Consider the following 16,039-nt stretch of genomic DNA (forward strand, 5'->3'; position numbering starts at 1 on the left):
GCTGATAACCGGGGATACATGTTTCTTTTTGATATTACAAAAATCCAGTAAATATGTTTTTTGTCCTCTGTGGGTTTTGTCGCGACATCACCTTAATGTGGGGACGTCTCTTTTTCCGTTAACTGGCTGTGATATTGCCGACGATACTCAGACGGTGAACGTTCGGTATTTTTGCGAAACAGGCGACAGAAGTAGTTGCTGTCGACGAACCCGCAGGCGTGTGCAACTTCTTTAATTTTCAGATCGTAGCCCTTCAATAGCGTTTTCGCTTGTTCAAGTCGGGTGTGGTTAAGATATTCGTTAAAACCAATGGCTCCGGTTTTCTGAAACAGATGCGAAAGATAATTCGGTGAGATGTAAAAGGCCTGGGCGACGGATTCGCGGGTCAACGGAGAAGCGTAGCGTTCGTCAATGTAGTCGCGAATGGCGCCGAAAAGCGCCTGGCTACGCGATGCCGTCTGGATTTGACTACCGAGCAGGTCACGGCAATGGCTGAACAGGCTGGCAATAATTAATTTCGCGGTTTGCTGCTCCTGGGGCTGCATTTGTATTTCATTGAGTGCCTGTAGCAGGAAGGAGCCGATACGCGGCCCGCGGCGTGCCACATGTTGATTGGCGAGATGTTGGAACTGGCGGCCATCCCATTGCATAACGCTAAAGATTAACTGCTGCTTAGCGAACAGAATCGTCAGCATAGTGACGGGCGTTTGCCATTGCGGAAGATTCCAGCCTCCTGCCGGGACGTACAGAACGTCTCCGGGAAGAAGCATGTTCCCGATACCCGTATCCGAAAGTTGCCCCTCCAGCACGATTTCCAGTCGTGGAAAATCGACCTTATACGCCAGTTCTGGCGTTGCGGCATTGCTGCTGGCGAAGTAAACCTGGTGCAGCGGTAAGGGACCGTTAATCAGGCGGGAAAGTAGGTGGCTGATGTTGTGATACATGTGAATCCCTAACCGATCGTGGACAGGGAAACAGTAACCGTCATCATAAAAAAAGGCCACTCTTAAAGAGTGGCCTGAGAGGGCGTTACTGATTCCCGATTTGATCGCCGTAAGGCAGGGAGTCGTAATCGATCAGGGCGTTTTTCTTGTACGGATTACCAATCCAGCGGGTCGTCTCTTTGAACTCCGGGCTGGTAATAGAACGGGTCGGATCGAAACCGTCGTACGTAAAGCCGGCCAAATCTGACCAGGTATGGATAAGTTCAGAGCTGCTGTACTTACGATTGACGTCCTGTGAGAAGTCGCGTGGGTGCGCAGCCTGCCATTTTTCAGACGTCCACAGCAGGAACGGTACCGTATACATATGGCGCGTTGGGCTATCTTCATTACGGCCCTGTGTTTTATGTGGCGGCGTGTCATACACTTCTTCACCATGGTCAGAGAAGTAGAGCAGGAAGCCGTTCGGATCAGTTGCTTTGTAGTCTTTGATCAGGCTGGCAATGATATGGTCGTTATAGACGTTGGCATTGTCATAATCGTTATATGACTCCAGTTCATCACTGCTCAGACCTGCAGGTACGTTCTCGGTATTACCGTCAAACTTACCCTGGCCTTCCGGATAGCGGAATTTGTATTTAATGTGCGTACCCAGCAAGTGAACGATGATGAACTTTTTCGGTGCCGGGTCGGCCATGACTTCTTTAAACGGTGCCAGTACGTTGCTGTCGTATTCACGCGCACTTTGGGTACGCTGCTGGTTCATATAGAACTGCTTGTCTGTCTGCCGGGAAAATACGGTCAGCATGGTGTTACGGGCGGTCATTGTTTGCTGGTTGGTTATCCAGAACGTTTTATAACCCGCCTGTTTCATCATATTCATCAACGACGGCTGTGTCAGATATAAATCCGGATTCTTCTCGTTTGCGAAGGTCAGCGCCTGTTGCAGGATTTCAATCGTGTACGGACGTGAGGTCACGACATTATTGAACACGGTGAAGTTTGGATCGGATTTATGCAGCGCATCCAGTTCCGGCGTGGTTTCACGTGGGTAGCCGTACAGGCTCATGCGGCCACGTTGAGTTGACTCGCCAATCACCAGCACCAGCGTACGCGGCGCATCACCAGAAGTGTCTTTAAAGTTAGCCAGCGGTGGCAATGCGTTGTTCTCATTCAGCAGGCTATTTAATGCGGTCAATTGTTGACGGTATTGATAATAACCAGAGATGAACTGCCATGGCGCGGCAGGCTCCATGCGCGATGCAAGGCCGCCCAGCGTTTTCTCAAACGGCTTATGCTTGATAAACGTATTGACGGTCATTGGGTGCAGAATTAAACCGTACAACAGCGCAAATGACACCAGATAACGCCATGGCGACGGAATATGGACCGGGCGTAAACGCGTCCACAGCAGGATTGCGGTTGCTGTATAGGCCAGTGCGATAAGTACGATCTTGAGACTGAAATATTGGCTCAGATATTCGCGGGCTTCGTTGGCGTTGGTTTCAAACATAACGAACAGAACGCTTTGTGAGAATTCTTGTCCGTAAATAACGTAATAACTCAGCGCGGCCAATGAAGCCGCCCAGAGTGCCACACCAATAACGGCGGCGATAATGCGAATACGGTTCGGGAATAAGAATACCGGAATCAACCACAATGAGCTGAACAGTATTGAGTCGCGTAATCCGTTAGTTCCGCTATAGCCACTAAAATAAATAATGGCCTGGAGTAAGGTAGAGAAGAACCAAAAATAGAGGAGTGCCCAACCCAGGGCTTTCCAGCTAAATTTGGGTTTAGACTGGAGTTGTAAGGATTGCATAGTGTGAGCCTGTCTTTAATCGTAGCGCCAACGTTAGCGGCTAAACCTTAAGAGGATCTGAAGCAATGCGAGTCGAAAATCGCGTTCTGCTAACAAATATCCATTGGATGTATAAAATGCAGACAGGAATATATTAAAAATGAGGTGGTTATGACAGCAGTATTTTATATCACCCTCGCGCAATAGCACGAGGGTGACAGGCATAAAAATTAGCCGGTGTTACGCATACCGGCAGCAACGCCAGCAATAGTCACCATTAGCGCCTGTTCGACGCGTGGGTCTGGTGCATGACCTTGCTCTTCTGCCAGGCGCGAACGATATAATAATTCGGCCTGTAAGACGTTCAGTGGGTCAGTATAAATATTCCTTAACTGAATAGACTCGGCAATCCACGGTAGATCGGCCATCAAATGCGAGTCATTGGCGATTGCCAACACCACATTGATATCGGCTTCCAGACGCTGACGCAGTTCTTCACCCAATGGCCAAAGCTCTTTTTTGACCAGACGCTGATCGTAGTACTCCGCCAGCCACAGGTCAGCTTTTGAGAACACCATCTCCAGCATGCCAAGACGCGTGGAGAAGAATGGCCAGTCACGGCACATTGCTTCAAGCTCGCTTTGCTTGCCGTCTTCAACCACTTTTTGCAGTGCCGTACCCGCACCCAGCCAGGCCGGAAGCATCAGGCGGTTCTGCGTCCAGGCGAAGATCCACGGGATAGCACGCAGAGACTCTACGCCACCGGTTGGGCGACGTTTTGCCGGACGTGAGCCGAGCGGTAACTTGCCCAGTTCCTGCTCCGGTGTCGCGGAACGGAAGTAAGGTACAAAGTCTTTGTTTTCACGAACATACCCGCGATAGAGATCGCAGGAGATATCTGAAAGCTCATCCATGATATGACGCCAGCCATCTTTTGGCTCCGGCGGCGGTAACAGGTTAGCTTCCAGAATTGCGGCAGTGTACAGCGACAGGCTGCTGATGGTGACTTCCGGCAGGCCGTATTTGAAGCGGATCATCTCGCCTTGTTCTGTCACGCGCAGGCCGCCTTTAAGGCTACCGGGTGGTTGAGAGAGCAGTGCCGCATGGGCAGGCGCGCCACCACGACCAATAGAGCCGCCGCGACCGTGGAACAGTGTCAGTTCAATACCGGCTTTTTCGCAGGTTTTGATCAGCGCGTCCTGTGCCTGATATTGCGCCCAGGAAGCGGCCATCACGCCGGCGTCTTTTGCTGAGTCAGAATAGCCAATCATGACCATCTGTTTGCCCTGAATAAAGCCGCGATACCAGTCGATATTCAGTAGCTGGCTCATGACATCATCGGCGTTGTTGAGGTCGTCCAGCGTTTCAAACAGCGGGGCAACCGGCATAGCAAAACCGATACCGGCTTCTTTCAGCAGCAGGTGCACGGCCAGCACATCCGATGGCGTTTTCGCCATGGAGATAACATAGGCGGCAATGGAGCCATACGGGGCTTCGGCAATGACCTGACAGGTGTCGAGCACTTCGCGGGTGTCGTTGCTCGGTTCCCAGTTACGCGGGAGCAGCGGACGCTTGGAGTTCAGCTCGCGGATCAGGAAAGCCTGTTTATCCGCTTCCGACCAGTTTTCGTAGTCGCCAATGCCCAGATAACGGGTCAGTTCGCCAAGGGCTTCAGTGTGACGGGTGCTTTCCTGACGAATATCAATACGTACCAGCGGTACGCCAAAACATTTCACGCGCCTAAGGGTGTCGAGCAACTCGCCATTGGCGATGATACCCATACCACAGGCCTGCAGAGACTGGTAACACGCGTACAGCGGCTCCCAAAGCTGTTCGTTTTGGGTTAGCAGGCCAGCAGGTTTTGGCAGTTTTTCGCCTTTCAGACGTGCTTCCAGCCAGGCCTGAGTTGCCATCAGACGCGAACGCAGCATTTTCATCAGATAGCGGTAAGGTTCTGCCGCACCTTCTTCCCCGACCAGCGCCATCAGTTCTGGTGTGGCTTCAACCATCGACAGCTCAGAAATCAGAAACTGGATGTCTTTCAGGAACAGGTCGGTGGCTTTCCAGCGGCTGAGCAGCAGCACGTGACGGGTGATATCCGCCGTTACATTCGGGTTACCATCACGGTCGCCGCCCATCCAGGAGGTAAAACGTACCGGAACAAAATCAACAGGTAGCTTATAGCCCAGATGTTCTTCCAACTGTTCATTTAGCTCGCGCAGGTAGTTAGGTACGCCTTCCCACAGGCTGTTTTCAACCACTGCGAAGCCCCATTTGGCTTCATCAACCGGGCTTGGTCGTAGTTTACGGATTTCATCCGTATGCCAGGACTGAGCAATCAACTGGCGCAGACGACGCATCAGCTGATTGCGTTCGTAATCAACGATATCTTTGTTATCAAGCTGTTTGAGGCATGCGTTTACTTCACCCATTTTATGAATCAAGGTGCGGCGGGTGATTTCGGTTGGGTGCGCGGTCAGTACCAGCTCCAGAGACAGCGATTCCACGGCTTTCTTGATGGTGGCTTCATCGAGGTTGGGCTGGTCTTTCAGTTTACGCAAAGTACGAGCAATCACTTCCGGGTTGCTGGCAGCTTCGCCTTTTGGCGAAATACTGTGGTACTGCTCGGCGGTATTGGCCAGATTCAGGAACTGGCTAAATGCGCGGGCAACGGGCAGTAGCTCGTCGTTAGACAGATTTTGCAGTGTGGTGAGCAGCTCCTGGCGATTAACTTCATTGCCAGCGCGGGATGATTTAGACAGCTTACGGATTGTTTCTACGCGATCAAGAATGTTCTCTCCCAGCGCATCCTTGATGGTCTCTCCCAGCACTTTGCCGAGCATACTGACATTACTACGCAACGCGGAATATTGTTCGTTCATATTAACCCAGACACCCCATCTTTAATTTATGTGTCCTGTATCCTTCGCGCCACAGCGGCGTACCCAGGTCACTTACCTATGTAAGTTCCCTGGGACAGGCTCGCTTGCCGCCTTGCTGTGACACGAAATCTTTAGGACTTAATTTTTTCGCCGTCTTTTATAAAGCCACGTAAAAACCCTTACGTCAATTGCTGCGAAATCGGTTCAGCAAACGAATAAATGCCGGGAATTTACGTTATTTAATTCACATCGAATCAAATAAGCGTTGCTTATGGAAATGTTAAGAAATCGCCCCGAACACCCCTAAAGGGTTATCAGGGCGACAAGCCGCTAATGCCAGCAGAAATGGTGCACAACCTGGGTGATCAATTCGCGGGTTGGCTTAATAAAGCGTGTTTCCAGATATTCATCTGGCTGATGTGCCTGATTAATAGAACCGGGACCCAATACCAGCGTCGGACACAGCGTCTGGATAAAAGGCGCTTCGGTGCAGTAGTTCACCACTTCAGTCTGTGCGCCCAGCAGTTTCTCAACCACCTCGACCAGCTGATGGTCCGGCGGACACTCATAGCCAGGAATGGGCGGATGCAGTTCCGATACCGTCAGGCGACCCGGCCAACGTTCACTAACCGGGGCCAACGCATCGTTGAGTAGCCCATTCAGATCGTTAAGCGTCATGCCGGGCAGCGGACGAATATCCATATGCAGTTCGCAGCAGGCGCAGATACGGTTAGCAGCATCACCGCCATGAATATGACCCAGATTTAACGTGGGGTACGGCACGGTAAAGGCGTCATGGTGATAGCGTTCTTTCAGGTCATCGCGCAGCTTCATGATATGGCCGATAGCATCATGCATCAGTTCAATCGCATTCACGCCGCGTGCCGGATCGCTTGAGTGACCCGACTGACCCAAAATTCGAATGGCGTTAGAGATATGGCCTTTGTGCGCGCGAACGGGCTGCAGAGATGTTGGTTCGCCAATGATTGCGCAGTCCGGGCGGAGCGAAGTCGTTTCAGAAAAGTAACGTGCACCGGCCATGCTGGTCTCTTCATCGGCGGTGGCCAGAATGTAGAGTGGCTTTTTCAGTTTCGTGACATCCACACCGCGCAGTGCATCGAGAATAAAGGCGAAAAAGCCTTTCATATCCGCGGTGCCCAGGCCGTAGAGCTTATTGTCGTGCTCGGTGAGGGTGAAGGGATCGCGCGTCCAACGCCCATCGTCAAAAGGTACGGTATCGGTATGGCCTGCCAACAACAGACCGCCGGCACCGTGCCCGACACTCGCCAGCATGTTGAATTTATTGCGCGTACCAGGAACAGGCTGAACCTCAACATTGAAACCTAAATCTTTGAACCAGTCCGCCAGCAGAGTGATTAAACCTGCATTGCTTTGATCGAGCGCTTCTTCGGTTGCGCTAATCGACGGTGTGGCAATCAGAGCGCGGTAAATCTCGATAAATGGCGGTAAATTGTTTTTCATTGTTGACACACCTCGGGTCATGATAGTATCAATATTCATGCAGTATTTGTGAATAAAAATACAGTAACATTGAGCGTAATAAAACCCACCAAGTGTAAGGTGAGGTGATAAAGGCTTATACCTGGCAACCGAATCTAAGAAGGTGAACAGCTCCGATGTTGAATACGCTGATTGTGGGCGCGAGTGGCTACGCTGGCGCAGAGCTTGTGACCTATGTAAATCGCCATCCTGATATGACCATAACCGCTTTGACCGTCTCAGCGCAAAGCAATGATGCAGGAAAATTAATCTCCGATTTACATCCGCAGCTAAAAGGCATTGTCGATTTGCCGTTACAGCCAATGTCCGATATCAGCGAGTTTAGCGCAGGGGTGGACGTTGTGTTTCTCGCGACGGCTCATGAGGTCAGTCATGATCTGGCTCCGCAGTTTCTGCGCGCCGGGTGTGTGGTGTTTGACCTCTCGGGCGCGTTCCGCGTAAACGACGGCGCATTCTATGAGCAATACTATGGCTTTACCCATCAGCATCCTGAACTGCTGGAACAGGCGGTATACGGTCTGGCTGAGTGGAGTGCAGACAGACTGAAAGATGCGAATTTGATTGCGGTTCCGGGTTGTTACCCGACGGCGGCACAATTGTCGCTGAAACCACTGATTGATGCCGGGCTGCTGGACCTGACTCAGTGGCCGGTGATTAACGCCACCAGCGGGGTGAGTGGTGCGGGCCGTAAAGCCGCTATTTCGAACAGCTTCTGTGAGGTGAGCCTGCAACCGTATGGCGTGTTTACTCATCGCCATCAGCCGGAAATCGCTACTCACCTGGGTACGGAGGTGATCTTCACTCCACATCTGGGCAATTTCCCGCGTGGGATACTGGAAACCATTACCTGCCGTCTGAATGCGGGTGTCACTCAGACTCAGGTCGCGCAGACACTGCAACAGGCATACAGCGATAAACCGCTGGTGCGTCTGTATGAAAAAGGCGTTCCGGCACTGAAAAACGTGGTTGGCTTACCGTTCTGTGATATCGGATTTGCTGTGCAGGGCGAACATCTGATTGTGGTAGCGACGGAAGATAACTTATTGAAGGGCGCGGCGGCACAGGCTATGCAGTGCGCAAATATCCGTTTCGGCTTTGCTGAGACGCAGTCTCTTATTTAAGGGTGCAATGATGAATCCATTAATTATCAAGCTGGGCGGCGTTTTACTGGATAGCGAAGAGGCGCTGGAGCGTCTGTTTACCGCGCTGGTAAATTATCGCGAGTCGCATCAGCGTCCGCTGGTCATTGTGCACGGTGGTGGCTGCGTGGTCGACGAACTGATGAAACAACTTAATCTGCCGGTGAAAAAGAAAAATGGTCTGCGTGTTACGCCAGCCGATCAAATCGACATCATCACTGGGGCGCTGGCGGGAACCGCGAATAAAACCTTACTGGCCTGGGCGAAGAAACATCAAATTGCCTCTGTGGGTCTGTATCTTGGCGATGGCGACAGTGTAAAAGTGACGCCGCTCGATAAAGAGTTAGGTCACGTTGGACTGGCGCAGCCGGGTTCGCCTAAGCTGATTAACACGCTGCTGGAAGGGGGATTTCTGCCGGTAGTGAGTTCCATTGGCGTTACTGAAGATGGGCTGTTGATGAACGTCAATGCCGATCAGGCGGCGACGGCGCTGGCGGCAACGCTGGGTGCGGATCTGATCCTGCTCTCCGATGTGAGCGGTATTCTGGATGGTAAAGGCCAGCGTATTGCCGAAATGACCGCGACGAAAGCGGAACAGTTGATTGAGCAGGGCATTATTACCGATGGCATGATCGTGAAGGTCAATGCGGCGCTGGATGCTGCGCGTACGCTGGGCCGCCCGGTAGATATCGCTTCCTGGCGTCATGCTGAGCAACTCCCGGCGCTGTTTAACGGCACGCCGATTGGTACGCGTATTCTGGCTTAACTATTAATGTGCCGGATGGCGGCTTCGCCTTATCCGGCCGACATGGGTTTTGTAGGCCCGGTAAGCGCAGCGCCATCGGGCAAAAATATCATATTAAGGAAATTCGTTATGGCACTTTGGGGTGGGCGTTTTACACAGGCAGCAGATCAGCGGTTCAAACAGTTCAACGACTCGTTGCGTTTTGATTACCGCCTGGCAGAGCAGGATATTGTCGGCTCTGTGGCCTGGTCCAAAGCGCTGGTAACCGTCGGTGTATTGACTGCTGATGAACAACTACAGCTGGAAGAAGCGCTGAATAATCTGCTGGAAGAGGTACGCCTGGACCCGCAGCAGATCCTGCAAAGCGATGCCGAAGATATTCACAGCTGGGTGGAAGGCAAGCTGATTGATAAAGTCGGGCAGTTAGGTAAAAAACTGCACACCGGGCGTAGCCGTAATGACCAGGTCGCAACTGACCTTAAACTGTGGTGCAAAGACACGGTTATCGAATTACTGTCAGCCAATCGTCAGTTGCAAAGCGCGTTAGTCGACACCGCGCAAAATAATCAGGACGCGGTTATGCCGGGTTATACGCACTTGCAGCGTGCACAGCCGGTGACGTTTGCGCACTGGTGTCTGGCTTATGTCGAAATGCTGGCGCGTGATGAGAGCCGTCTGCAGGATGCGCTTAAGCGTCTGGACGTTAGCCCGTTAGGCTGTGGCGCACTGGCGGGTACTGCCTACGAAATCGATCGCGAGCAGCTGGCTGGCTGGTTGGGCTTTGCCTCGGCAACCCGCAACAGCCTGGACAGCGTTTCCGATCGTGACCATGTCCTGGAGTTGCTCTCTGATGCCTCTATCGGCATGGTGCATCTGTCGCGCTTTGCTGAAGATCTGATTTTCTTTAACACCGGCGAAGCAGGCTTTGTTGAATTATCCGATCGTGTAACCTCAGGTTCATCCCTGATGCCACAGAAGAAAAACCCGGATGCATTAGAGCTGATCCGTGGCAAATGTGGCCGCGTACAAGGTGCGCTGACCGGTATGATGATGACACTGAAAGGTCTGCCGCTGGCGTACAACAAAGACATGCAGGAAGACAAAGAAGGCCTGTTCGATGCACTCGATACCTGGCTGGACTGTTTGCACATGGCCGCGCTGGTGCTGGACGGCATTCAGGTGAAACGCCCGCGTTGTCAGGAAGCGGCGCAGCAGGGTTATGCCAACGCCACTGAATTGGCGGATTATCTGGTTGCCAAAGGTGTTCCGTTCCGCGAAGCACACCATATTGTAGGTGAGACGGTGGTTGAGGCGATTCGTCAGGGTAAACCGCTGGAAGCATTGTCGCTGGCCGACTTGCAAAAGTTCAGCAGCGTCATTGGCGATGACGTCTATCCGATACTCTCCCTGCAATCCTGTCTGGATAAACGTGCGGCGAAAGGCGGCGTATCGCCGCAGCAGGTTGCGCAGGCAATCGACGATGCGAAGGCGCGTCTGTAGGCCGGATAAGGCGAAGCCGCCATCCGGCACTGTGTGTCGTTCTGCCTGATGGCGCTACGCTTATCAGGCCTACCAAACCATAACCCGGCCGAGCTTTGCGACGCCGGGCTTTTTTATGCAAAAAAAATGCGGACCAGAGGTCCGCAAAAGTTCACGTTGGCTTTAGTTATTTCGAGTATGAGAACGGACAGGCGCTTCAAGGGTTAAAGGGTACCGTTCCGTTTCTGTGGTGCATTATTAAACAGAAAGCTTGATAGGGATAATCGTTCGTTGCTATGCTACCTATCGCCATGAACTATCGTGGCGATGGAGGATGAATAATGAATATTCGTGATCTTGAATACCTGGTGGCGCTAGCCGAGCATCGTCACTTCCGGCGAGCGGCGGACTCCTGCCATGTCAGCCAGCCAACGCTTAGCGGGCAAATCCGCAAACTGGAAGATGAGCTGGGCGTTATGCTGCTGGAGCGTACGAGCCGTAAAGTGCTGTTCACTCAGGCAGGTTTACTGCTGGTGGATCAGGCGCGTACCGTGCTGCGCGAGGTCAAAGTGCTCAAGGAAATGGCAAGCCAACAAGGCGAGACAATGTCTGGCCCGCTGCACATTGGTTTGATCCCAACGGTGGGACCATACCTGTTGCCGCATATTATCCCTATGTTGCACCAGACCTTCCCGAAACTGGAAATGTACCTGCATGAAGCGCAGACGCATCAGCTGCTGGCGCAACTGGATAGCGGTAAGCTCGACTGCGTGATCCTGGCGTTGGTCAAGGAAAGTGAGGCGTTCATTGAAGTGCCGCTGTTTGATGAGCCTATGATGCTGGCGATCTATGAAGATCACCCATGGGCAAACCGCGACTGTGTGCCGATGTCAGATTTAGCCGGTGAAAAACTGCTGATGCTGGAAGATGGGCACTGTCTGCGCGATCAGGCGATGGGCTTCTGCTTTGAAGCCGGCGCCGATGAAGACACCCATTTCCGGGCAACCAGTCTGGAAACGCTGCGCAATATGGTCGCGGCAGGGAGTGGCATTACTTTGCTGCCTGCACTGGCCGTTCCGCCAGAGCGTAAGCGTGATGGTGTGGTCTATCTGCCGTGCATTAAGCCGGAACCGCGCCGTACTATTGGTCTCGTCTATCGTCCGGGATCGCCGTTACGCAGCCGTTATGAACAGCTGGCAGAGGCCATCCGTGGGGCAATGGATGGCCATTTCGACAAAGCGTTAAAACAGGCGGTTTAAGCCGTTTAGCGCGGCTACCCGATAGGCTTCTGCCATGGTTGGGTAGTTAAAGGTGGTGTTAACGAAGTACTCGATGGTGTTACCACCACCTTTTTGCTCCATGATCGCCTGACCGATATGAATAATTTCGGCTGCGCGTTCCCCAAAGCAATGGATCCCCAAAATCTCTTTGGTCTCGCGATGGAACAAAATCTTCAGCGTTCCGACACTCATTCCGACGATTTGCGCTCGTGCCAGATGTTTAAACTGGGCGCGACCGACTTCGTAGGGGACTTTCATTGCCGTTAGCTGCTGTTCGGTTTTACCGACGGAGCTGATTTCAGGAATGGTATAAATCCCGGTGGGAATATCTTCGATCAGATGTGCGGTGGCTTCGCCTTTGACCAGTGCCTGAGCGGCGATACGTCCCTGATCGTAAGCTGCAGATGCCAGGCTTGGGTAACCGATCACATCGCCAACGGCATACACATGCGGCAGCGCGGTCTGATACATGCTATTTACTTTTAGCTGCCCGCGGCTGTCCGTTTTAAGACCAATATTTCCCAGTGCCAGCGAATCGGTATTACCGGTGCGACCATTGGCGTACAGCAGACAGTCTGCTTTCAGCTTTTTACCGGATTTCAGGTGCATGATGACGCCGTCATCACAGCCTTCAATCCGCTCATACTCTTCGTTGTGGCGAATGACCACGCCGCTGTTCCAGAAGTGGTATGAGAGCGAATCGGACATCTCTTGATCGAGGAATGCCAGCAGACGATCGCGGGTGTTGATTAAATCAACTTTTACATCCATTCCTCGGAAGATAGACGCATATTCACATCCAATCACGCCTGCGCCATAAATCAGAACATGGCGAGGTTCGTGATGCAGGCTGAGGATAGAATCGCTGTCGTAAACGCGTGGGTGCGAAAAATCGACGTCAGTTGGATGATAAGGGCGCGAGCCGCAGGCAATAACAAACTTATCTGCGGTGAGTGTTTCCACTGTACCGTCGTGACATTCCAGAGCAAGGGTGTGTTCGTCAACGAAACGGGCATTTCCCTGCAGAATTTCACAGTGGTTGCGCTCGTAAAAACCTTGCCGCATACGCGTTTGCTGATTAATTACGTTATCAGCATGGTTGAGAATATCGGCGAAAGAAGAACGAAGAAGTCGGGAATGGTCGCTGTACAGTGGGTTCTGATTGAATTCGATAATACGGCTGACTGCGTGGCGGAGCGCTTTCGACGGGATTGTGCCCCAATGGGTACAGCCTCCGCCGACGTTATGATAGCGCTCAATAACCGCGACGCGCGCTCCTTGCTTAACCAGACCCATCGCAGCGCCTTCGCCGCCGGGACCGGAACCTATTACTATTGCATCGTAATCGTAGGAATGTGACATGGTCAGGCTTACCTGTTCTTATACATAAAAGCAACAGAATAGTAACATCGTTGTTGGGATAACCCAATTATCGTTGTGCTTTTTTGCGAAGTCGAAGCACAAACTGCGCGTAAACAATCATTCACAAAGCCATGCCAACCGCCGAATCTCTGGTATAGTGCCAGCAAGGTATGTGGAAGGATTCAGACATCGTGATGGGCGTTAGAGCGCAACAAAAAGAGAAAACCCGGCGTTCGCTGGTAGAAGCCGCATTTAGTCAACTCAGCGCTGAGCGTAGTTTTGCCAGCCTAAGTTTACGAGAAGTTGCTCGTGAAGCGGGCATTGCGCCAACCTCGTTTTATCGCCATTTCCGCGATGTGGATGAGCTCGGCCTGACGATGGTGGATGAGAGTGGTCTGATGCTGCGCCAGTTGATGCGTCAGGCACGTCAGCGTATCGCCAAAGGCGGTAGTGTGATCCGTACCTCGGTCTCAACATTTATGGAGTTCATCGGCAACAATCCCAACGCCTTCCGTTTATTATTGCGCGAGCGTTCGGGCACCTCCGCAGCGTTTCGTGCAGCGGTTGCGCGTGAAATTCAGCACTTCATTGCGGAACTTGCGGACTATCTTGAACTCGAAAACCATATGCCTCGCGCGTTTACTGAAGCGCAAGCCGAAGCGATGGTAACGATTGTGTTCAGTGCCGGGGCAGAAGCACTGGATGTTGGCGCTGAACAGCGTCGGCAGCTGGAAGAGCGGCTGGTATTGCAACTGCGCATGATCGCCAAAGGCGCATTTTACTGGTACCGCCGTGAACAAGAGAAGATGACGCACCACTCCGAGTAACGAGAAGGACGAGCAATGAAACAGTCAGGTCAAGATAAAGGTACGCTGCTGCTGGCGCTGGTTGCTGGCTTATCGATCAATGGCACATTCGCGGCGCTGTTTAGCTCCATTGTGCCATTCTCTGTATTCCCGATTATTTCGCTGGTGTTGACGGTTTACTGTCTGCATCAACGTTACCAGAATCGCACCATGCCTGTGGGGTTACCGGGCCTGGCTGCAGCCTGTTTTATTCTCGGTGTTCTGCTGTACAGCACCGTTGTACGTGCTGAATATCCGGATATTGGCTCTAACTTCTTCCCGGCGGTACTGTCGGTGATTCTGGTGTTCTGGATCGGCTTTAAAGTGCGTAACCGTAAGCAGGAAATCGCGGAGTAACAGTTGTAGCTGTAGGCCGGATAAGGCAAAGCCGCTATCCGGCAATCTGAACCGGCAGTGCTTATCCGGCCTCCGTTCAGTCTTACTTCTTCGTTAACAGTACGCCGCACTCCATATGGTGCGTGTATGAAGTTAGATATTCCACATTCTTCCGTTACATTACGTGATACTTTTGTAACTAAATGATTGTTATATGAATTACTCATTTTTGAGTAAAATAAATTCCGTATTAGTCCATTTTTATATCCCACTATCCAAGAAAAATATGTACCCTGATATGTACCATTTTTGATGCAGGGGCATTGTTATGTCTGAAACGGAGAGACGCTCGTTATTAAATGCTCAAGCATTCAAAAACGTTAAGCCGGAAGACAAAGAATTTTTCCAGAGGGCAGGTGAGGTGCCTGGTCTGTTCCTGCGGGTGCTCCCTTCTGGTGGCATGAGCTGGGTTTATCGTTTTAGGCTACATAGCAAACCGGATAAAGTGACGCTTGGTCCTGCAGATCCATCCGGAAGAAAGGGGCTCACTTTAAAAGAAGCACGCGATCTGGCTGGCAACCATCGCAAGCTTGTCTCCGCAGGTAAGAATCCTCGTTTTGAGGTTGAACGAAAACTAGCACAAGAAAAGGCAAATACTATTTTATTTGCTCAAGTCTTTGATGACCTATACCAGGGAGGGACCCATGGGGAATCACGCCCGGAGGAGAGTACCCAGATTTTTGATCGTGACCTTCGAGCAGCGCTTAAAACGGTGCCTATCGTTGACTTTGGCCCCGTTCATTTTGCCAAAATCATCTCTGGGCCTACCTGGCGACACTCTAACGGCTTGCTCAAGCATGGCAAAATTGCAGCAGCATACCGTCTTATAAAAAAAACGATCCGCCACGCTATTAGTCGCGGACTGCTTACCGACGATCCGTTACGCTATTCACCAGCGAAATCCTTTGGCGGTAAGACAGGAGTAGAAGAGCGGAACTTGGGTATGTCTGAGATTCGAAACCTCTTAACGCAATTGACGTTTTGGCATACTCGTGACGCTAATCGTCGATTACTGAAGTTTACGTTGGCTTGTGGGCAACGTATCAGCGCGGTCCTTGAGATGCGTCGTACTGAAGTAGATATTGACAATGGAACCTGGCGAATCCCTAAGACAGCAGTTGATCGTAGAACGAAATCAAAAGACTCAAGAGTTCTTCCTTTGAGCCAGTATATGCTCCAGCTTTTACGAGCACAGCTCGCAGTTATTGGTACAAGTAATGAGTTGGTTTGGCCCGCCACGAATGGAAAGCAAATCTTTCCGGCTTCGGTGCGGCGGTGTATTGAAGATAATCTATTAGAAATTGAAGGTTTCACGCCTCATGATCTGCGCCGTACATTCGTCAGCCGGCTTCATGAGCGAGCTGCCCAGCTAAGGATCAATGCGGCTGATATTGAGCGGGTAGTGGGCCATGTTCTTCCTGGGATGATGGCGATTTATTCACACCCAGATCCAGATGATCCGCTTGGTGGACAGCGCGATGTTCTGAATGCGTGGGGAGAACTACTCATCACGATTGATTCGTCCCGTATTCGCTCAATTATCCGTCCGTGGGCTGGTGTTCGCGGAGCTGCCAGAAGAATCCCGTGCCTCTAATTTTTAGCATTTAGTGCTGTTCATCTGCGCCCTATGTGCGCCCTAAAAAATTCA

Annotated in this window: 12 protein-coding genes; 7 read left to right on the forward strand and 5 right to left on the reverse strand. The window is 51.7% G+C overall.

Features of this window, described 5'->3' with window-relative positions; translation table 11 throughout:
- Positions 1–92: 92 nt before the first annotated feature.
- The 4 genes from FDX19_RS02485 to argE all read right to left on the reverse strand — a co-directional run bounded on the left by FDX19_RS02485 (position 93) and on the right by argE (position 7,106).
- Positions 93–944, reverse strand: coding sequence for an AraC family transcriptional regulator (locus tag FDX19_RS02485; protein ID WP_137381479.1), 852 nt, complete (start codon positions 942–944; stop codon positions 93–95).
- 85 nt (positions 945–1,029) lie between these two features.
- The gene (locus FDX19_RS02490; protein ID WP_137381480.1) at positions 1,030–2,763 is read right to left on the reverse strand and encodes a phosphoethanolamine transferase CptA; all 1,734 of its coding nucleotides are present in this window, start codon (positions 2,761–2,763) and stop codon (positions 1,030–1,032) included.
- 209 nt (positions 2,764–2,972) lie between these two features.
- Positions 2,973–5,624 carry a phosphoenolpyruvate carboxylase gene (gene ppc, locus FDX19_RS02495; protein WP_137381481.1) on the reverse strand — a complete coding sequence of 884 codons (2,652 nt, stop codon included), beginning with the start codon at positions 5,622–5,624 and terminating at the stop codon, positions 2,973–2,975.
- Positions 5,625–5,954: 330 nt separating this feature from the next.
- Complete coding sequence (gene argE, locus FDX19_RS02500) at positions 5,955–7,106, reverse strand: acetylornithine deacetylase (protein ID WP_137381482.1); 1,152 nt, start codon at positions 7,104–7,106, stop codon at positions 5,955–5,957.
- 155 nt (positions 7,107–7,261) lie between these two features.
- Between argE and argC the strand changes: the two genes are divergently transcribed.
- From argC to oxyR, 4 genes are all read left to right on the forward strand, one after another.
- Positions 7,262–8,266: an N-acetyl-gamma-glutamyl-phosphate reductase gene (gene argC / locus FDX19_RS02505; protein ID WP_137381483.1), complete on the forward strand. Its 1,005-nt coding sequence runs from the start codon at positions 7,262–7,264 to the stop codon at positions 8,264–8,266.
- Between the two features lie 7 nt (positions 8,267–8,273).
- On the forward strand, positions 8,274–9,050 hold the full coding sequence (gene argB, locus FDX19_RS02510) for an acetylglutamate kinase (RefSeq protein ID WP_137378532.1): 777 nt from the start codon (positions 8,274–8,276) through the stop codon (positions 9,048–9,050).
- Positions 9,051–9,158: 108 nt separating this feature from the next.
- Positions 9,159–10,529, forward strand: a complete 1,371-nt coding sequence (gene argH / locus FDX19_RS02515) for an argininosuccinate lyase (RefSeq protein ID WP_137381484.1) — start codon at positions 9,159–9,161, stop codon at positions 10,527–10,529.
- A 320-nt stretch (positions 10,530–10,849) separates the two neighbouring features.
- Complete coding sequence (oxyR, locus tag FDX19_RS02520) at positions 10,850–11,767, forward strand: DNA-binding transcriptional regulator OxyR (protein ID WP_137381485.1); 918 nt, start codon at positions 10,850–10,852, stop codon at positions 11,765–11,767.
- On the opposite strand, the gene sthA is transcribed toward oxyR, so the two are convergent.
- Positions 11,750–13,150: a Si-specific NAD(P)(+) transhydrogenase gene (gene sthA / locus FDX19_RS02525; protein ID WP_137381486.1), complete on the reverse strand. Its 1,401-nt coding sequence runs from the start codon at positions 13,148–13,150 to the stop codon at positions 11,750–11,752. The genes oxyR and sthA overlap by 18 nt on opposite strands.
- A 191-nt stretch (positions 13,151–13,341) precedes the next feature.
- Here sthA and fabR point away from each other — a divergent pair, with 191 nt between their 5' ends.
- The 3 genes from fabR (at position 13,342) to FDX19_RS02540 (ending at position 15,985) form a co-directional block, all read left to right on the forward strand.
- Positions 13,342–13,977, forward strand: coding sequence for an HTH-type transcriptional repressor FabR (gene fabR / locus FDX19_RS02530; RefSeq protein WP_003028862.1), 636 nt, complete (start codon positions 13,342–13,344; stop codon positions 13,975–13,977).
- A 15-nt stretch (positions 13,978–13,992) separates the two neighbouring features.
- The gene (locus tag FDX19_RS02535) at positions 13,993–14,352 is read left to right on the forward strand and encodes a YijD family membrane protein (protein WP_003825114.1); all 360 of its coding nucleotides are present in this window, start codon (positions 13,993–13,995) and stop codon (positions 14,350–14,352) included.
- 307 nt (positions 14,353–14,659) lie between these two features.
- On the forward strand, positions 14,660–15,985 hold the full coding sequence (locus FDX19_RS02540; protein WP_137381487.1) for an integrase family protein: 1,326 nt from the start codon (positions 14,660–14,662) through the stop codon (positions 15,983–15,985).
- Positions 15,986–16,039 lie beyond the last annotated feature (54 nt).

The sequence above is a fragment of the Citrobacter sp. wls619 genome (genome assembly GCF_005281345.1).
In the GTDB taxonomy this organism is placed as follows: Bacteria; Pseudomonadota; Gammaproteobacteria; order Enterobacterales; family Enterobacteriaceae; genus Citrobacter.